Annotated in this window: 16 protein-coding genes; 8 read left to right on the top strand and 8 right to left on the bottom strand. The window is 68.0% G+C overall.

Annotated features, from left to right (window positions below; translation table 11 throughout):
• Positions 1-58: 58 nt before the first annotated feature.
• The gene (locus tag IB228_RS04580; protein WP_192197668.1) at positions 59-2,683 is read right to left on the bottom strand and encodes a TonB-dependent receptor; all 2,625 of its coding nucleotides are present in this window, start codon (positions 2,681-2,683) and stop codon (positions 59-61) included.
• Between IB228_RS04580 and IB228_RS04585 the strand changes: the two genes are divergently transcribed.
• Positions 2,670-2,954: a hypothetical protein gene (locus IB228_RS04585; protein WP_192197669.1), complete on the top strand. Its 285-nt coding sequence runs from the start codon at positions 2,670-2,672 to the stop codon at positions 2,952-2,954. The two genes, IB228_RS04580 and IB228_RS04585, sit on opposite strands and share 14 nt — an antisense overlap.
• Complete coding sequence (locus IB228_RS04590; protein ID WP_192197670.1) at positions 2,954-4,573, top strand: FMN-binding glutamate synthase family protein; 1,620 nt, start codon at positions 2,954-2,956, stop codon at positions 4,571-4,573. The genes IB228_RS04585 and IB228_RS04590 overlap by 1 nt, the downstream gene beginning before the upstream one ends.
• 490 nt (positions 4,574-5,063) lie before the next feature.
• Here the strand turns inward: IB228_RS04590 and IB228_RS04595 are convergent, their stop codons facing one another.
• The gene (locus tag IB228_RS04595) at positions 5,064-6,335 is read right to left on the bottom strand and encodes a TIGR03862 family flavoprotein (RefSeq protein ID WP_192197671.1); all 1,272 of its coding nucleotides are present in this window, start codon (positions 6,333-6,335) and stop codon (positions 5,064-5,066) included.
• Between the two features lie 120 nt (positions 6,336-6,455).
• Here IB228_RS04595 and IB228_RS04600 point away from each other — a divergent pair, with 120 nt between their 5' ends.
• Positions 6,456-8,060 (top strand): serine hydrolase, encoded by a 1,605-nt coding sequence (locus tag IB228_RS04600; protein ID WP_225562221.1) that lies wholly within the window; start codon positions 6,456-6,458, stop codon positions 8,058-8,060.
• 143 nt (positions 8,061-8,203) lie between these two features.
• Here the strand turns inward: IB228_RS04600 and IB228_RS04605 are convergent, their stop codons facing one another.
• Positions 8,204-8,635, bottom strand: coding sequence for an FKBP-type peptidyl-prolyl cis-trans isomerase (locus IB228_RS04605; RefSeq protein WP_183642037.1), 432 nt, complete (start codon positions 8,633-8,635; stop codon positions 8,204-8,206).
• A gap of 54 nt (positions 8,636-8,689) precedes the next feature.
• On the bottom strand, positions 8,690-9,487 hold the full coding sequence (locus IB228_RS04610) for an SDR family oxidoreductase (protein WP_192197673.1): 798 nt from the start codon (positions 9,485-9,487) through the stop codon (positions 8,690-8,692).
• A gap of 35 nt (positions 9,488-9,522) precedes the next feature.
• On the opposite strand from IB228_RS04610, the gene IB228_RS04615 reads away from it, so the two are divergent.
• Entirely contained in the window at positions 9,523-9,888 is a 366-nt protein-coding gene (locus IB228_RS04615) for a DUF6164 family protein (protein WP_183642031.1), read from the top strand.
• Positions 9,889-9,907: 19 nt separating this feature from the next.
• Here the strand turns inward: IB228_RS04615 and IB228_RS04620 are convergent, their stop codons facing one another.
• The 3 genes from IB228_RS04620 to IB228_RS04630 form a co-directional block, all read right to left on the bottom strand.
• Positions 9,908-10,459: an SRPBCC family protein gene (locus tag IB228_RS04620; RefSeq protein WP_192197674.1), complete on the bottom strand. Its 552-nt coding sequence runs from the start codon at positions 10,457-10,459 to the stop codon at positions 9,908-9,910.
• 63 nt (positions 10,460-10,522) lie between these two features.
• Positions 10,523-10,960, bottom strand: coding sequence for an SRPBCC family protein (locus IB228_RS04625; protein ID WP_192197675.1), 438 nt, complete (start codon positions 10,958-10,960; stop codon positions 10,523-10,525).
• Positions 10,957-11,337 carry a metalloregulator ArsR/SmtB family transcription factor gene (locus IB228_RS04630; RefSeq protein ID WP_192197676.1) on the bottom strand — a complete coding sequence of 127 codons (381 nt, stop codon included), beginning with the start codon at positions 11,335-11,337 and terminating at the stop codon, positions 10,957-10,959. The genes IB228_RS04625 and IB228_RS04630 overlap by 4 nt, the downstream gene beginning before the upstream one ends.
• A gap of 103 nt (positions 11,338-11,440) precedes the next feature.
• On the opposite strand from IB228_RS04630, the gene IB228_RS04635 reads away from it, so the two are divergent.
• The 4 genes from IB228_RS04635 to IB228_RS04650 all read left to right on the top strand — a co-directional run bounded on the left by IB228_RS04635 (position 11,441) and on the right by IB228_RS04650 (position 15,667).
• Entirely contained in the window at positions 11,441-12,187 is a 747-nt protein-coding gene (locus tag IB228_RS04635) for a sulfurtransferase (protein ID WP_192197677.1), read from the top strand.
• A 5-nt stretch (positions 12,188-12,192) separates the two neighbouring features.
• Positions 12,193-13,758, top strand: a complete 1,566-nt coding sequence (locus IB228_RS04640) for a YdiU family protein (protein ID WP_192197862.1) — start codon at positions 12,193-12,195, stop codon at positions 13,756-13,758.
• 58 nt (positions 13,759-13,816) lie between these two features.
• Positions 13,817-14,488, top strand: coding sequence for a glutathione S-transferase (locus tag IB228_RS04645; RefSeq protein ID WP_183642017.1), 672 nt, complete (start codon positions 13,817-13,819; stop codon positions 14,486-14,488).
• A 195-nt stretch (positions 14,489-14,683) separates the two neighbouring features.
• Positions 14,684-15,667: an LLM class flavin-dependent oxidoreductase gene (locus IB228_RS04650; protein WP_192197678.1), complete on the top strand. Its 984-nt coding sequence runs from the start codon at positions 14,684-14,686 to the stop codon at positions 15,665-15,667.
• A gap of 133 nt (positions 15,668-15,800) precedes the next feature.
• Here IB228_RS04650 and IB228_RS04655 read toward each other — a convergent pair whose 3' ends face one another.
• A complete protein-coding gene (locus IB228_RS04655) occupies positions 15,801-16,982 on the bottom strand; it encodes an NAD(P)/FAD-dependent oxidoreductase (protein WP_192197679.1) in 1,182 nt (393 codons plus the stop codon).
• Position 16,983: the final 1 nt, after the last annotated feature.

Below are 16,983 nucleotides of genomic sequence, written 5' to 3' on the forward strand. Positions count from 1 at the left end.
CACGGGCGAGGGAGTGCGGGCGGCGGCTTGTCCCCCAGCCGCCGCGTTGTCGTCCTTTTCAGAACCGGTATTTCACCCCCAGCGAGACGAACTGGCCGCGCAGGTTGTACTGGGTGATGTCGAAGCCGTTGGATCCTCCGGCCGGATCGAAGGGCGGATCCTTGTCGGTGAGGTTCTGCACGGACAACGACAGCGTGGTCTTGGGAATGCCCTGGTAGGCCACGTACAGGTCCAACTGGTGATACGGCTTGACCTTGTCGCGCAGGCCCGGATTGCTGGCCTGGGTGGAGACCCGCTGATCGTAACCGGCGATGTATTGCAGGCTGAGCGTGCTCTCCCAGTCGCCGGCTTCCCAGCCCAGCGAGGTGGTGCCACGGTTTTTCGGCAGCGCGCCCAGGCGGTTGTTGCCTGCACCGTCGTAGGGCGCCTGTCCGGCCACCAGCGGTTGCTTGAACTCCAGCAGGTGGGTCCAGCTTCCGGCCAGCGTGAAGCTGCCGGCGGCGGCGGTACGGAAGGTGCGGCTGAAATCCAGATCGATGCCCGAGGTCTCCAGTTCCCCCTGGTTGGAATACTGGTTGGTGATGATCTGGATGCGACCCTGCGCATCGCGGATCACCCGGCCCGGGAACAGTGCGGGGTTGTTGACGATGAACTGCGCGTTGTCCGGCTTGATCAGGTTGTCCTGTTCGATGCGGTAATAGTCGACTCCGATGCTCGTGTCCGCGTCCGGCGACCACACCGCGCCCAGATTGAAGTTCTTCGAGCGCTCCGCATTCAGGTCTGGGTTGCCGGTACGAACGTTGGTGACGCCACGGCTGCCGCCCGGCGACAGCGGATCGTACGGGTCCACCACGGTGCCGTAGCTGATGGTCTGGCCGGGAGCGATTTCAGGCAGCGAAGGTGCACGGAAGCCGCGCGAGAACGAGCCACGTAGCAACAGCGACTCCAGCGGCTGCCAGCGCAGCGCCACCTTGGGCGAGAAGGCGTTGCCGAAGTCGTCGTAGTGATCGGCGCGGCCGGCCAGTTGCAGTTCCAGCGTCTGGTGCAGCGGCACGCTGAACTCGGCGTACGCGGCGCTGACCTTGCGCTCGCCCTTGACGATGTTGATGGCCGGGCGAAGCTCGGTGCCGGACAGCACCTGCCGGCTGGTGCGCGCATCCAGCGATTCGCGGCGGAACTCCGCACCCCAGGCGAAGCCGATGGCGCCGGCGGGCAGTTCCAGGAACGAGGTCGAGGCCTTGGCGCTGACCGCGTCCAGCCGGTAGTAGCCCGGACGCTTGGTCTGCAGGCGCAGGTCATTCAATGGCGCCGGGGTACTGGTTGGATCTAGGAAGTCGTAGCTGCCGTCGGCGAGGATTCGCTCGAATGCGTAGCGGTTGATGAAGTTGTCGACATACTCGCGTTGCAGGCTCTGCGAGGTTTCGGCGGCCACTTCCCAGTCCCAGCGCTCGGTCTGGCCGCGCAGGCCGGCCAGGGCGCGATAGAACACCTGGGTGTTGTCCTTCAGGCGCGGGCCGAGATCGAAGAAGGTGTATTCGAACGGCAGCGGCACGCCGTTGGGATTGTCGGGATGGCCGACCGGCAGCGCCACCGGGATGTCCACCAGGGTGCCGGTGGCCGGGTTGTAGGCGCGCAGGCCCGGGCCGACCGTGAGCGGCGCGCTGAAGATCTGGTCCGCCTGGTTGTGGCTGTAGAGCAGATCGGTGAACAGTTCGGTGCGTTCGCCCAGGCGGAAGGTCGCGCTCAGCGAGGCCTGGATGCGTTCCGCGCCCGGTTGCAGGGTCTTGTACGGCTGCGCGTTGAAGGCGCAGGCATTGCCCGGCAGGGTGCTGCCGAAGTCGCTGTAGGGGCGCGGCACGCTGCCGTCCGGGCACGGCGAGAATGGGGTGGGCTGGCGCGGATCGAGCAACCAGTTGCCGCCCGCGGTCGACCAGCCGGCCAGGCGCCCGCCGGGTTTGTCGCGGAAGTCGCCGCTGCGGGTGAAGGCGCGTTCGTCCGCGTCCAGGCGTTCGCGCTTGAGCAGGTCCAGCCCGAACAGCACGTTCCAGCCCTGCTGTTCGAGATCGCCGAAGCCCAGCAGCAGGTTGGCCTTCTGTTCGTCCAGGCCGCCCCGGGTGGCGCCACCGACCGCGCCGCCCACTTCGATGCCCTGGAAATTGCGGCGCAGGATGATGTTGACCACACCGGCGATGGCATCGGAGCCGTAGACCGCCGAGGCGCCGTCCTTCAGTACCTCGATGCGTTCGACCGCGCTGATCGGCAGCGCGTTGAGATCGACGAAAGTATCCTGGGTGTTGAGGGCGAAGCCGAAGTTGGCCACGCGATAGCCGTTGACCAGCACGAGGGTGTTCTTCGGGCTCAGTCCGCGCAGGCCGATCGAGGCCGAGCCGGCCGAGAAGCTGCCGGTGTACTGCTCGTCATAGCTGTTGCCTGCGTTGGCCGAGAGCGAGCGCAGTACGTCGGTCAGGGTCGATTTTCCGGTGCGTTCGATTTCCTCGCGAGTGACGACCTGTACCGGGTTCGGTCCGGCGGTGTCGCTGCGCTTGATGTTGGAGCCGGTGACCACGACCGCGTCCAGGGTCTTGTCCGGTCCGGTGGGTGGCGTGGTGGCGTCCTGGGCGTGGACGACGGGAGAGGTGATGGCCAGGGTGATGGCCAGGGCGAGCGGGGTGGTTCTCGACATCGAAGGCATTGAACGTTGGGCGCATCATTACCGCATGCGGATGCTGCACTGCCGAATGGCCGTGATTCATCGCCACATGACGAATCGCCATGTGATCCGGCTTGACGCGCGGTTCATCCGCACCGAAAGCCAGCGGCCGGCCGTACAGGCGGCGGTCGCACGGCGATCAACGGCGCGCATTAAGATGCTCCTGCCGCACAGCGCCGGAGGTGCCGGTCGTCTGGATCATGCGGACAGGGTGGGCGGCCGCCCGGTCCGGCAAGGAGCGTGATGAATCGTTACCTGGCCTACGGGCTCTGCATCCTGCTGGCGTTGCTGTCGCTGGCGCTGTCCTTCCACTGGCCCGCATGGGGCTGGCCGGCCGGCCTGTTCGGCGCGCTGGCGCTGCTGGGCACCTGGGACCTGCTGCAGACCCGCAGCACCCTGCGCCGCAACTATCCGGTGCTCGCGCATTTCCGCTACGGACTGGAATCGGTGGGGCCGGAGATCCGGCAGTACTTCATCGAGGGGGATACCGCCGAGGTACCGTTCTCGCGCCAGCAGCGCTCGCTGGTGTACCAGCGCGCCAAGGGCGTGATGGACGTGGTGCCGTTCGGAAGCCAGCAGGACGTGTACGGGGTGGACTACGAATGGATCAACCATTCGCTGGCGCCGACGCAGGTGGATTCGCACGACTTCCGCGTCACCATCGGCGCCAGTTCGGCGCAACCGTACTCGGCCAGCGTGTTCAACATCTCGGCGATGAGTTTCGGCGCACTGTCGGCCAACGCGATACGCGCGCTCAACGAAGGCGCGCGGCGCGGAAGTTTCTATCACGACACCGGCGAGGGTTCCATCTCCCCCTACCATGTCGAGCATGGCGGCGATCTGGTCTGGGAAATCGGCTCCGGCTATTTCGGTTGCCGGGACGAGCAGGGCCGCTTCAGCGAGGAGCGCTTCGTGCAGAACGCGCGCCTGCCGTCGGTGAAGATGATCGAGATCAAGCTGTCGCAGGGCGCCAAGCCGGGCCATGGCGGGGTGCTGCCGGCGGCCAAGGTGAGCCCCGAAATCGCGGCCACGCGTGGCGTGCCGATGGGACACGATTGCGTGTCGCCGGCGCGCCATTCGGCGTTCTCCACGCCGGTGGAACTGCTGCAGTTCGTGGCGCGCCTGCGCGATCTGTCCGGCGGCAAGCCGACCGGTTTCAAGCTGGCCATCGGCCATCCCTGGGAATGGTTCGGCATCGCCAAGGCGATGCAGGAAACCGGCCTGCTGCCTGACTTCATCGTGGTCGATGGCGCCGAGGGGGGTACCGGCGCGGCGCCGGCCGAGTTCATCGACCACGTCGGCGTGCCGATGCACGAGGCCCTGCTGCTGGTGCACAACACGCTGGTCGGGCTGAAACTGCGCGAACGCATCCGCATCGGCGCCGCCGGCAAGATCATCAGCGCCTTCGACATCGCCCGGACCATGGCGATGGGCGCGGACTGGTGCAACTCCGCCCGCGGCTTCATGTTCTCGCTGGGCTGCATCCAGTCGCAAAGCTGCCACAACGATCGCTGCCCGACCGGCGTGGCGACCCAGAATCCCGGCCGCTGGAAGCACTTGGACGTGGGCGATAAATCCGTGCGGGTGCAGCAATTCCACGACAACACCCTGAAGGCGCTGCGCGACATGTTGTGCGCGGCTGGCCTGGAACATCCACAGCAGCTCGGGCCCGAACACATCCTGCGCCGGGTATCACCGGTCGAAGTACGGTCGCTGGCGACCCTGTATCGTTTCCTGGAGCCGGGCGAATTGCTGGATCGGATTCCCGCGCATGCGGTGTTCCAGCAATTCTGGGCCGAGGCGCGCAGTGACGCGTTCAATCCGCCGGCGCGGGTGCGCGCGCTGCAGGACAGCAAATCCTGATGATGAGCAAAGGGCATCAGTTCATGCCGAAGGGATCACACGGACTGTGAACGGAAGCTGCGCTGTCATCGCAATGACGCGAAACGCTAACCGAAATTCAACGTCCCGGTTTGTATCTTACGCGCACGCCCCGCTATCGCTGCGCGCAGGTTCTCTCCAGCCTGTCGCAGCCATCGCGGGCGACCAGACAAGGCGAGGATGCGTTTCCATGCGGGCAAGGAAAGCCTGCCGGGGAAACGAAATCCGGAACCTGAAAGCGTGTGGTGTGGAAGACCCGCCATCCATGTCCTGCCAGAATGGCAGGCATGGATGGCGGTGATCTGATCCGGGATGCCCTGATTCGGAGTGGGCTGATCCGAAGTGGGCTGACCCGGATTGAACCGCGCCGGCCGAACCGGAGCGAAGCCATCGTCGCCGTGTCGCGATCGAAAATTCCCGCTCGACTCCTCTTTCGTTTTTCGACATGCATTGCCGGAGCCGGCAATGTGCTTCAACGCGATCCGGACTCGTGTTCCTTCAACCAGGACAGGACACCCTCGGCGGCACGCAGGCCGCTGGCGAAACAGGCGGTGAGCAGATAGCCGCCGGTGGGTGCTTCCCAGTCGAGCATTTCGCCAGCGGCGAACACGCCGGGCAGGGCGGTGATCATCAGGTCGCGATCCAGCGCTTCCAGGCGGATGCCACCGGCGCTGCTGATCGCCTCGTCGATGGGGCGCGCACGCAGCAGGCGCAGCGGCAGCCGCTTGAGCGTGTGCGCCAGGCGCTCCGGATCCTGCATGGCCTGCCGGTCCATCACCTCGTACAGCAGCGCCGCGCGGACCCCGGACACCCCGGCCTCGCGCCGCAGGTGTTCGCTCAGGCTGCGGGAGCCGCGTGGCTTGGCCAGCGCGCGGCGCAAGGCGGGTTCGTCGCGGCCGGGAACCAGGTCCAGGTACAGGGTCGTTTCGCCGTCGCGGGCGATGGCGTCGCGCAGCGTGCCCGACAACGCATAGATCAGGCTGCCTTCGATGCCGGTGGCGGTCACCACGCACTCGCCCTGCTGCGCGTGCCACTGGCCGTCGGCGTCCTGCCAGTGCGCGATGACCGGTTTGAGCGGGGAGCCGGCGAAGCGGCCGGACAGGTGCTCGCTCCAGCCGATGTCGAAGCCGCAGTTGGCCGGTTGCAGCGGCGCGACGTCGACGCCGCGTGCGACCAGCAGCGGCACCCAGCCACCATCGGACCCCAGTTCCGGCCAACTGCCGCCGCCAAGCGCGAGCAGGACGGCGTCGACGCGGAGGATGACCTCGCCGGCCGGATGGAGGAAGCGCAGGGCGCCTTCTTCGTTCCAGCCTGCCCAGCGGTGCTGCATGTGGAAGCGCACGCCCTGGTCGCGCAGCCGCCGTACCCAACCACGCAGCAGCGGTGCGGCCTTGAGGTCATTCGGAAACACCCGCCCGGAACTGCCGACGAAGGTTTCCACGCCCAGTCCGGCGGCCCAGGCGCGCAGGGCGTCGGCGTCGAAACCGCGCAGCCAGTCGGCCACCGCTTCCTGGCGGGCGCCGTAGCGGGACGCGAACACCGGAAAGGGATCGGAGTGGGTCAGGTTCAGCCCGCCCTTGCCGGCGATCAGGAACTTGCGCCCGACCGAGCCCTTGGCGTCATAAAGATCGACCTCCAGGCCGGCCGCGCGCAGCCGCTCGGCGGCGAACAGGCCGGCCGGGCCGCCGCCGATGATGGCGACACGGGGCGGGGGGGAGGCTGGGGAAGGAAAAGCCGCGGACATCGCGCCATTATGCCAAGCCCGCCGTGCCGACCGGCGCCCACGATGACCATCGGCAGGGGGACGCCGGTGCCCGCCTGACGTATCGTTGGCGGTCGTCTTCGTTCTCCAAGGGGCTCAATGATGCGGATTCCGCTGATCGCCGGGCAGGCCGGCGCGCTGGTGCTGTCGTTCGGACTGTGGAGCGGCGCGCATGCTCAGGAGATCGCCGCGCCGGCGCAGTTGCAGGATTTCGACGCCTATGTCGAATCGGTGCGCAAGCAGTTCGACGTGCCCGGCATCGCCGTGGCCATCATCCAGGACGGCAAGGTGGTGCTGGAGCGCGGCTACGGCGTGCGCGAAATCGGCAAGCCGGAGAAGGTGGACGAACACACCCTGTTCGCGATCGCCTCCAACACGAAGGCCTTCACCGCCGCCTCGCTGGAGATGCTGGCCGAGGAGGGCAAGCTGGACATGGACGACCGGGTGATCGATCACCTGCCGTGGTTCCGCATGTCCGACGCCTACGTCACCCGCGAGATGCGCATCCGCGATCTGCTGGCCCATCGCAGCGGCCTGGGCCTGGGCGCCGGCGATCTGCTGTTCTGGCCGACCACCAGCTACACCAACCGCGAAGTGGCCGAGCGCCTCAAGGATGTTCCGCTGACCGGTGGTTTCCGCGCCCAGTACGCCTACGACAACATCCTGTTCGGCGTGGCCCAGCTGGTGATCGAACAGGTCAGCGGCATGAGCTACGAGCAGTTCCTGCGCACCCGCGTGTTCCAGCCGCTGGGCATGCAACAGACCCGTTTCAACAGCGATGCGCTCAAGCCCGGCGACAACGTCGCCACCGGCCACGCGAAGGCCGACTTCAAGGATCTCAAGCCGGCCCCGCGGATGACCTGGTCGAACGTGGCCGGCGCCGGCGGCATCTATTCCAGCGTCCACGACATGGGCAAGTGGATGGGCATGCAACTGGCGGGCGGCACCTATACCGACAAGGAGGGGCGCCAGCAGCAGTTGTTCACGCCCAAGCGGCAGCGCGATATGTGGTCGATGATCACGCCGATTCCGGTATCCGAGCCGAAGATCGAGACCCTCAAGCTGGCCAAGCCCAACTACCTGGGCTACGGCGAGGGCTGGATGCTTTCGGACTACCGGGGCCAGAAACTGGTCTGGCACACCGGCGGCTGGCCGGGCATGGTCTCGCGGGTGACGCTGGTGCCGGATCGCAAGATCGGCGTGGTCGTGCTGACCAGCCAGGAAGTCGGCGCCGCCTTCAATGCGGTGACCATGCGCGCGCTCGACGCGATGCTGGACGCGCCGAAGACCGACTGGCTGGCGGGCTATGCCGAGGCGGTGGCCAAGTCGCAGGAAAACGCCGACGAGAGCTGGCAGAAACACGTGGCCGCGAGGGATGCCAAGTCCGGTCCGTCGCTGCCGCTGGCGAAGTACGCCGGCACCCTGCGCGATCCCTGGTACGGCGACGTCGTGGTTTCGCAGGAAGGCGGCAAGCTGGTGCTGCGCTTCAGCAAGACCGCCGAGCTGGTGGGCGACCTGAGCCACTGGCAGCACGACACGTTCATCGTGCGCTGGCGCGAACGCTGGCTCAACGCCGATGCCTTCCTCAATTTCGCCCTGACCCCCGACGGCGAAATCCGCGAGGCGCGGATGGAAGCCATCTCGCCGCTGACCGACTTCAGCTTCGACTTCCACGACCTGCGCCTGGCGCCGGTGAAGAAGAAGTAGGGCGGGTTTCTCTATATGCACCCTGCAGGAGCGACGTCAGTCGCGACCATGTAGTCAACCCGGCAGAGCCCCATGAGTGAGACTGCCGGGTGCGAGAGTCCGGTCGCGACTGACGTCGCTCCTACAGGGGTGTGGGTGCCGGATCAGTGCGGCTTGACGTCCAGCAGTTCCACTTCGAACACCAGCGAGGCGTTGGGCGGAATCACGCCGCCGGCGCCATCGCGGCCGTAGGCCAGATCGGAAGGAATCAGCAGCACGCGCTTGCCGCCGACCTTCATGCCGGCCACGCCGTCGTCCCAGCCGCGGATGACCCGTCCCGCGCCGAGCAGGAAGGTGAACGGCTCGGCGCGATCCACCGAGCTGTCGAACTTCTCGCCGCGCTGGTTGGGCACCCGCTTGTCGTAGATCCAGCCGGTGTAGTGCACCGTCACGTCCGCTCCCTTCGTCGCGACCGCGCCGGTGCCGACGCGCTCGTCGATGCGCTGCAGCTCGGCCACGCTGCCGCCCGGCGGTGGACCCGGATCGGCGCAGCCGGACAACAGCAGGAGGGCGAGCGGCAGCAGGAAACGGCGCATGGAAGGATCCGGTGGAAAGAGTTGCGCCGAGGTTAACCGATTGGCCGGGATCGGTCAGTCCACCAGCGAGCCGCAGGTCAGGTTGGCGACGGTGCCGGTCATCGCGCCGGCGCGATCCGAGGCGAGGAAAGCCGCGCAGTCGGCGACCTGCGCCAGCGTGGGCAGGCGTCCAAGCAGCGTCGCGCCGGCGGCGCGCTCGGCCAGCATCGCTTCGATGGAAACGCCGGACTCGGCGGCGGCGCTGGGGAATACCTTGGCGGAATGGGATAGCGCCAATGCTTCCGGAATCGCGTCCGGGCGCAGGCAGATCACCCGGATGCCATGTCCGCCCAGTTCGCCGGCCAGGATCCGCGAGAACGCCTCGACCGCCGCGCTGGCGACGCCGTTGCCGAGAAAGCCGCCGCCGCTCAGGCGCGCGCCCGGGGTGGACAGGCTGAGCAGCACGCCCGCGCGTTGGCGCGCCATGTGGCGGGCGGCGGCCTGCGCGGTGTTGAAGTTCGCGCGGGTGTAATGATCGATGGGATGCAGGTAATCCTCCGCTGCCAGGTCCAGGAACGCGATGCCCTGCACGTGGAAGAAGCCCACCGCGTTGAGGCAGACGTCGATGCGTCCGGCCTGCGCCGCCACGTGGTCCGCGTGCGCCCGCACCGCGGACGGATCCAGGACGTCCAGCGTGGCGCACGAGGCCTGGCCGCCGCCCGCGACGATGTCGGCGGCCACTCGCTGCAGCGGTTCGGGCGTGCGGCCGGCGAGGAACACCCGCGCACCCTCGCGGCCGAAGGCGCGCGCGCAGGCGCCACCGATGGCGCCGCCGCCGCCATGGACGATCACCACCTTGTCTTGCAGTAGCATGTCCGCTTCTCCTGCTGGAATCCGGGCGTCGCCCGATGTCGAAACGTCTGTTCTATCTTCGCGGCGTGCCGGACGACGAGGCCGGCGAGATCCGCGAATTGCTGGATCGCGAGGGCCTGGCTTGGTACGAAACGCCGCCCAGTCCGTGGGGTATCTCGCATGGTGCGCTGTGGCTGTCCGATGCGGCCGACTACGGGCGCGCCAAGGCGCTGCTGGACGACTACCAGCGGCAACGCGGCGAGCAGGCGCGTCGCGAGCATGCGCGGGCGATGCGCGAGGGCAACGCGCAGACGTTCGCGCAACTGCTGCGCGAACGCCCGGCCTTCGTGCTGATCACGCTGGGCGCGATCCTCTTCATCGTCGTGCTGACCCTGGCCTTGCCCTGGCTGCTGCTGCGCTGACGCGCGTCGCGTCCGTTGCTCAGCCGCGCGCGGCGGCCGGCAGGCGACGGTCGTATTCGGCTTCCAGGCCGTCGTGCGCGCGCCAGAAATTGGGCGGTTCGCGACCTTCCAGGCGGTCGATCAGGATACCCAGGTGGGCGTGCCAGCCGCCGGCGACGCTGACCATCTCGTCGCGATCGCGCAGCCTGCTGTGGGTGACGGTGAGCAGCACGCGTTCGTCCTGCGGCAGTAGTTCGAACAGCACCTCAGAGGTGCTGCCTTCGCTTTCGCCCCAGGTGTAGCCAAGTCGGCGCGGTGGCTCGCACACGGTGACGCGGCCATCCATGCCGACGCCGTCCGCCATGTCCTGGTATTTGGCCGGCGGCGATCCCGGTTCCCGCGACAGGCTGGCGTGGTGGAAGAACAGATGGACCTTGCCACCCACCCGCAGCTCCATGTCGCCGCGCGCCATCCATTCCCCGCGCTTGTCCGATTCGGTCAGGTAGGCCCAGACCCGTTCGATCGGGCCGGGCAGGGAGCGTTGGATCCGCAGGGCGTCCGTCGCGACGGGTTGGCCGTAGTCTTCGTTCATCGTGGCATCTCCTTGGGGGAATCCGGGGGACCGCCGCGGGCGATCCGGAGCGGGCGGGGGAAATCAGAACAGGCGTTGCAGCGCGTCGAGCATGGTGCTCCAGCCCTGCCGGGTGCGCGGCGCGTAGTCGGCCCAGCGCGCGGGCAGGGTGTGGGTGAGGGTCAGGGTGCAGCCTTCGGGTATGTCGGCGATGTCGATCGCGACCGTGCTGGCATCGTCGTCGGATTCGCCGCGGATCGCCCAGGTGAATACCAGCCGGCGCGGGCGTTCGATGTGCAGATAGGTGCCGATGTGATCGATGGCCTGGCCCTGGCGTTCGACCAGGAACGAGAAACCGCCGCCGACGCGCGGCTCGGTCCGCAGGTGCAGCACCTTTTCCGCGCGCACGTCGGGGCCGAACATCCAGCGGCCGAGCCAGGCCGGATCCAGCCAGGCATCGAAGACCTGTTCGGCGCGGGCGCGGAACGGGCGCGTCACCTGTACGTCGATGGTGTCGTTCATGGTGTCTTCCTGCGGCGTGGCGCCCAGGAGGCAGGCGGCGAGGGCGTGGCGGGCGGTTCGCCCAGCGCTTCGGCCAATGCATCCAGGCGCTGGTTCCAGAACTGTTCGTAGTAACGGATCCATTCCTGGCCGGCGGCGAGCGCTTCTGGCTGGAGCCGGCACAGATGGGTGCGTCCCTGCACGGTGCGGGTGACCAGGCCGGCGCGTTCCAGCACCTTGATGTGCTTGGAGGCGGCGGCCAGCGAAATCTGGAACGGGGCGGCGAGTTCGCCCACGCTGCGGGCCTGGCCGCCCAGGCTGCGCAGCATGCGCCGCCGGGTGTGGTCGGACAGGGCGTGGAACAGGCTGTCGAGCTGGGCGGGAGAATATTCAACCATAAGGTTGATGATTATCCGCATCGGGCGTCATTGTCAACCTTTTGGTTGAATATTGCCGGGGGACGGTCGGGGCCGCGGGCGCTCACCCGGGTAAAATGCGCGGATGATCGTCAATATCGCCGCCTACCACTTCGCCACCCTCGAGGTCCCCGAGACCCTGGCCGACACGCTGCGCGCGCGCGGCGAGGCGCTGGCACTGCGAGGCACCGTGCTGGTGGCCGCGGAGGGCATCAACCTGTTCCTGGCCGGCGGCGGCGATGCCATCGAGGCGTTCCTGGCGCCGCTGCGCGCCGATCCGCGCTTCGCCGACCTGCGGGTCAAGTACAGCCACAGCGAGGCGCCGCCGTTCGCCCGCCTGAAGGTGAAGGTGAAGCCGGAAATCATCAGCTTCCGCCGCGACGACGCCTCGCCGCTGGACGGTGGCCGCGCCCCCGCGGTGGCGCCGGCGACGCTGCGGCGCTGGCTGCAACAGGGCGGCCGGGACGACGAAGGGCGGCGGGTGGTCCTGCTGGATACCCGCAACGCGCAGGAATTCGCCCACGGCACCTTCGCCGGCGCGCTGACCCTGCCGATCACCCGTTTCACAGAACTGCCCGAGGCGCTGGCGCCGCATCGCGAAGCGTTGAAGGACGCCACCGTGGTCAGTTTCTGCACCGGCGGCATCCGCTGCGAAAAGGCCGCGTTGTGGATGCGCGCCGATGGCATGGACAACGTGCTGCAACTGGATGGCGGCATCCTGGGCTATTTCGAGGAAGTCGGCGGACACGGTTACGACGGCGGCTGTTTCGTGTTCGACGAGCGGGTGGCGCTGGATCCGGAACTGAAGCCGCTGGCCACCGGAATGGCGTGAACGCCATGCGGGCGCTGCACTACGACAACGCTTTCGTGCGCGATCTGCCCGGCGATCCGGAGCAGGGGCCGCGCCGGCGCGAGGTGCTGGGCGCGGTGTGGTCGTCGGTCGCGCCGACGCCGGTGGTCGCGCCTCGGTTGATCGCCTGGTCGTGCGAAATGGCGCAGGCGCTGGGATTCAGCGACGCGGATCTGGCCGATCCGATGTTCGCGCAGGTGTTCGGCGGCAACGCGATCCTGCCGGGCATGCAGCCGTTCGCGGCCAACTACGGTGGCCACCAGTTCGGCGCATGGGCCGGCCAACTGGGCGATGGCCGCGCCATCACCCTGGGCGAGACCGTGGATGCGCAGGGGCGGCGCTGGGAACTGCAACTCAAGGGCGCCGGCCCGACCCCGTATTCGCGCACCGCCGACGGCCGCGCGGTGCTGCGTTCGTCGATCCGCGAGTTCCTGTGCAGCGAGGCGATGCATCACCTGGGCGTTCCCACCACCCGCGCGCTCAGCCTGGTGGCGACCGGCGAGGCGGTGGTGCGCGACATGTTCTACGACGGACATCCGAAGGCCGAACCCGGCGCGATCGTCTGTCGGGTGGCGCCTTCGTTCCTGCGCTTCGGCCATTTCGAGCTGCCGGCCTCGCGCGATGACGTGCCGCTGCTGCGGCAACTGGCCGATTTCTGCATCCGCCGCGATTTTCCGGAACTGGCGGGCGAGGGCGAGGGCGAGGCGCTGTACGGAGCCTGGTTCGCCGCCATCTGCGAGCGCACCGCGCGGTTGATGGGCGAATGGATGCGGGTGGGGTTCGTGCACGGGGTGATGAACACCGACAACCTGTCGGTGCTGGGCCTGACCATCGACTACGGCCCGTACGGCTGGATCGACAACTACGATCCGGACTGGACCCCGAACACCACCGACGCGGCCGGCGGCCGCTACCGCTTCGGCTGGCAGCCCAAGGTGGCCTACTGGAACCTGACCCGGCTGGCGCACGCGCTGTCGCCGTTGTTCGGTTCGGTCGAGCCCTTGCAGGAGGGCCTGCAGCGCTACGCCGATGCCTATGCGGCCGCCGATCGCGGCAACACCGCGCGCAAGCTGGGACTGGACGCGCACCGCGACGGGGACACCGAGCGCATGCGTCGCTTGCACGAGCTGCTGTGGGCGGGCGAGGTCGACATGACCCTGTTCTTCCGCGCGCTGATCGATGCCGATCCCGTCGCGCCCGATCTCGCCCATTTCGACGCTGCGTTCTACGACGCAAACCGGCGCGAGGCGATCGGCGCGGATCTGCTGGACTGGTTGCGCGGCCTGGGCGAACGGGTGGTGGCCGACGGCCTGGATCCGGCGCTGCGGCGGGAGCGGATGCGCCTGGCCAATCCGCGCTACGTGCTGCGCAACTACCTGGCCCAGCAGGCCATCGACCGCGCCGAGGCCGGCGATGAAGCCGGCATCGCCGAGTTGCTGGAAGTGATGCGGCGTCCCTACGACGATCAGCCCGGCCGCGAAAGCTTCGCCCTGCGCCGACCTGACTGGGCGCGCGAACGCGCCGGCTGTTCGATGCTGTCCTGCAGCTCCTGACTGTCACCCAAGGTGCGCCTGGCCGTACTAGGATGCGGCTTCACGCCGGAGGCCGCCGATGATCACCGTCCACCATCTCAACAATTCCCGTTCCCAGCGCGTGTTGTGGCTGCTGGAGGAACTGGGCCTGGACTACACCGTGGTCCGCTACCAGCGCGATCCGCAGACCCTGCTGGCGCCGCCGTCGCTGCGCGCGGTGCATCCGCTGGGGAAGTCGCCGGTGCTGGTGGACGGCGGCAATACCCTGGCCGAATCGGGCGCGGTGCTGGAATACCTGGTCGAACGCTATGACGCCGCGCGCGCGTTCGCACCGTCGCCGGGCACGGCCGAACATCTGCGCTACCGCTACTGGCTGCATTACGCCGAAGGTTCCGCGATGCCGCCGATGTTGCTGAGCCTGGTGTTCTCGCGGCTGAAGAAGGCGCCGATGCCGTTCTTCGCACGGCCGATCGCGCGCTCGATCGCGGACAAGGCATTGCAGGGCTTCGTGGCCCCGCAGGTCCGCCTGCACCTGGATTACATGGAAGCCGAACTGGGCAAGGCGCGCTGGTTCGCCGGCGAGAACTTCAGCGCCGCCGACATCCAGATGAGCTTCCCGGTGGAAGCCGCCGCCGCGCGGACGGGGCTGGAGCGCCATCCGAAACTGGCCGATTTCCTGGCGCGCATCCATGCGCGGCCGGCGTACCAGCGGGCGCTGGAGCAGGGCGGTCCGTTCGATTTGTTGAGCTGATCTTCCACCGCCTTGTGGAACAGCCTTTGTGGGAGCGACGTCAGTCGCGAAGGAATACCGGTCAAGCTTCATCGCGACTTACGTCGCTCCCACAAGAACGGGAAAGGTGTCCACGGGATTCACTATCCCGAATGCCGGGCTGGAAAGCCGGGCGCGCTGTCCCCACGACGGAGGCATCGCCTGCCAGGAGTTGCCATGATTCCCTATTCGTTGCTCGATCTCGCTCCCGTCTGCGAAGGCAGCGACATTTCCCGCGCCTTCGCCAACATGCGCGATCTGGCGCAACATGCCGAAGGCTGGGGCTACCAGCGCTACTGGCTGGCCGAACACCACAACATGCCCGGCATCGCCAGCGCCGCCACCGCGGTGCTGATTGGAAACGTGGCTGGCGCGACCTCGCGCATCCGGGTGGGAGCGGGCGGGGTGATGCTGCCCAATCATTCGCCGCTGCAGGTGGCCGAGCAATTCGGCACCCTGGCGTCGCTGTATCCGGATCGCATCGATCTCGGCCTGGGCCGCGCGCCGGGCACCGATCAACCGACAGCGCGCGCGCTGCGACGCTATTTCGACAACGCCGAGCAGTTCCCGCAGGACGTCAACGAACTGCTGCATTACTTCGAACCCGTGCAGCCGGATCAGGCGGTGCGCGCGGTGCCGGGCGCGGGCATCGAGGTGCCGGTGTGGCTGCTCGGCTCCAGCCTGTTCAGCGCGCAGCTGTCGGCGGCGCTGGGCCTGCCGTTCGCGTTCGCCTCGCACTTCGCGCCGGATGCGATGGACCAGGCGCTGATGATCTATCACCGCAACTTCCGCCCATCCGCACGCCTGGCCCAGCCCCACGCAATGCTGGCGCTGAACGTGGTGGCGGCGGAAACCGACGAAGAGGCGAAGTACCTGTTCACCACCCAGCAGCAGGCCTTCGTCAACCTGCGCCGCGGCAAGCCGGGACTGGTGCCGCCGCCCATCGAGGACATCGAGGCGTTCTGGCAGCCGCACGAGAAACTCGGTGTGGCGCAGGCGCTGGCCTGTTCGGTGATCGGCAGCGTGGACACCGTGCGCGAGGGCATCCGCGCCTTCGTCGACCGCCACCGCCCGGACGAGATCATGCTCACCGCCAACATCTTCGACCACGGCAAACGCCTGCGCTCGTTCGAACTCGCCGCCCAGGCCATGCGCCCGTAGAGCGGAGCTTGCTCCGCTGCTTCGGGGCCTTAGCGTTGTTATCCGGACATTCGCAGCCGAGCAAGCTCGGCTCTACCTCCCCCTTCGAAGAAGGGGGACCGAGGGGGATTTGCTTTTGGCCTGCCGGAAGGCCCTAAACCGCCGTCCCCGCCGCGTGCCCCGATGCCCAGGCCCACTGGAAGTTGTAGCCACCCAGCCAGCCGGTGACGTCGACCACTTCGCCGATGAAGAACAGGCCCGGCACAAGCCGCGACATCATCGTGCTGGACGACAGTCCGTCGGTGTCCACGCCGCCCAGGGTGACCTCGGCGGTGCGATAGCCTTCGGTGCCGCTGGCCACCAGCGGCCAGGCACCGAGCACACCGGCCAGCTCGCGCAACTGCGGCTCGTTGAACTGGCGCATCGGCCGGTTCGGCAGCCACACCTCGCACAGGCGCTGGGCGAAGCGGCGCGGCAGGGCGTCGGACAGCACCGTCTTGAGTTCGGCGGCGGGCCGTTGCGCCTGCTGCTCCTTCAGCCACGCCAGCGCGTCCTGGCCGGGCAGGAGATCCAGCCGCAGGTCGTCGCCGGGCTGCCAGTAGGAGGAAATCTGCAGGATCGCCGGACCGCTCACGCCGCGATGGGTGACCAGCATGAAGTTGCGGAACGCCTGTTTGCCGCAGCGCGCTTCCACCGGCACGGCGACGCCGCTGAGATCGTGCAGGCGCTCCTGGTGCTTGCCGCTGAGGGTCAGCGGCACCAGCCCGGCGCGGGTCGGCAGCACCGCGTGGCCGAACTGGCGCGCCAGTTCGTAACCGAAGCCGGTGGCGCCCATGCTCGGGATCGACAGCCCGCCGGTGGCGACCACCAGCGACGGCGAGGCGAACACGCCGTGCGAGGTGGCGATGCGGAAACCGCCGTCCACCGCCTGCACCCGCTCGACGCTGCACTGGATCTCGACGCGCACGTGCGCGGCCTGGCATTCGTCCAGCAGCATCTTCACGATGAGCTTGGACGAGACGTCGCAGAACAGCTGGCCCAGTTCCTTCTCGTGGTAGGCGATGCGGTGGCGCTCGACCAGCGCGATGAAGTCGGCAGGCGTGTAGCGGGCCAGCGCCGATTTGCAGAAATGCGGATTGGCGGACAGGTAATTGGCCGGGCCGGCGCCGGTGTTGGTGAAATTGCAGCGCCCGCCGCCGGACATCAGGATTTTCTTGCCGACCTTGTTGGCGTGTTCGATCACCAGCGCCCGCAGGCCGCGCTGGCCGGCGGTCAGCGCGCACATCAGGCCGGCCGCGCCGGCGCCGACGATGATCACGTCATGGGTCGGCGCCATG

The organism is Pseudoxanthomonas sp. PXM04 (assembly GCF_014851695.1).
Taxonomy (GTDB): Bacteria; Pseudomonadota; Gammaproteobacteria; order Xanthomonadales; family Xanthomonadaceae; genus Pseudoxanthomonas_A; species Pseudoxanthomonas_A beigongshangi.

Excerpts from the sequence above, each read along its gene's own strand:
- IB228_RS04580 (WP_192197668.1), bottom strand. The coding sequence starts at position 2,683 with ATGTCGAGAACCACCCCGCTCGCCCTGGCCATCACCCTGGCCATCACC.
- IB228_RS04590 (WP_192197670.1), top strand. The coding sequence starts at position 2,954 with ATGAATCGTTACCTGGCCTACGGGCTCTGCATCCTGCTGGCGTTGCTG.
- IB228_RS04595 (WP_192197671.1), bottom strand. The coding sequence starts at position 6,335 with ATGTCCGCGGCTTTTCCTTCCCCAGCCTCCCCCCCGCCCCGTGTCGCC.
- IB228_RS04600 (WP_225562221.1), top strand. The coding sequence starts at position 6,456 with ATGCGGATTCCGCTGATCGCCGGGCAGGCCGGCGCGCTGGTGCTGTCG.
- IB228_RS04605 (WP_183642037.1), bottom strand. The coding sequence starts at position 8,635 with ATGCGCCGTTTCCTGCTGCCGCTCGCCCTCCTGCTGTTGTCCGGCTGC.
- IB228_RS04610 (WP_192197673.1), bottom strand. The coding sequence starts at position 9,487 with ATGCTACTGCAAGACAAGGTGGTGATCGTCCATGGCGGCGGCGGCGCC.
- IB228_RS04615 (WP_183642031.1), top strand. The coding sequence starts at position 9,523 with ATGTCGAAACGTCTGTTCTATCTTCGCGGCGTGCCGGACGACGAGGCC.
- IB228_RS04620 (WP_192197674.1), bottom strand. The coding sequence starts at position 10,459 with ATGAACGAAGACTACGGCCAACCCGTCGCGACGGACGCCCTGCGGATC.
- IB228_RS04625 (WP_192197675.1), bottom strand. The coding sequence starts at position 10,960 with ATGAACGACACCATCGACGTACAGGTGACGCGCCCGTTCCGCGCCCGC.
- IB228_RS04630 (WP_192197676.1), bottom strand. The coding sequence starts at position 11,337 with ATGGTTGAATATTCTCCCGCCCAGCTCGACAGCCTGTTCCACGCCCTG.
- IB228_RS04635 (WP_192197677.1), top strand. The coding sequence starts at position 11,441 with ATGATCGTCAATATCGCCGCCTACCACTTCGCCACCCTCGAGGTCCCC.
- IB228_RS04640 (WP_192197862.1), top strand. The coding sequence starts at position 12,193 with ATGCGGGCGCTGCACTACGACAACGCTTTCGTGCGCGATCTGCCCGGC.
- IB228_RS04645 (WP_183642017.1), top strand. The coding sequence starts at position 13,817 with ATGATCACCGTCCACCATCTCAACAATTCCCGTTCCCAGCGCGTGTTG.
- IB228_RS04650 (WP_192197678.1), top strand. The coding sequence starts at position 14,684 with ATGATTCCCTATTCGTTGCTCGATCTCGCTCCCGTCTGCGAAGGCAGC.
- IB228_RS04655 (WP_192197679.1), bottom strand. The coding sequence starts at position 16,982 with ATGGCGCCGACCCATGACGTGATCATCGTCGGCGCCGGCGCGGCCGGC.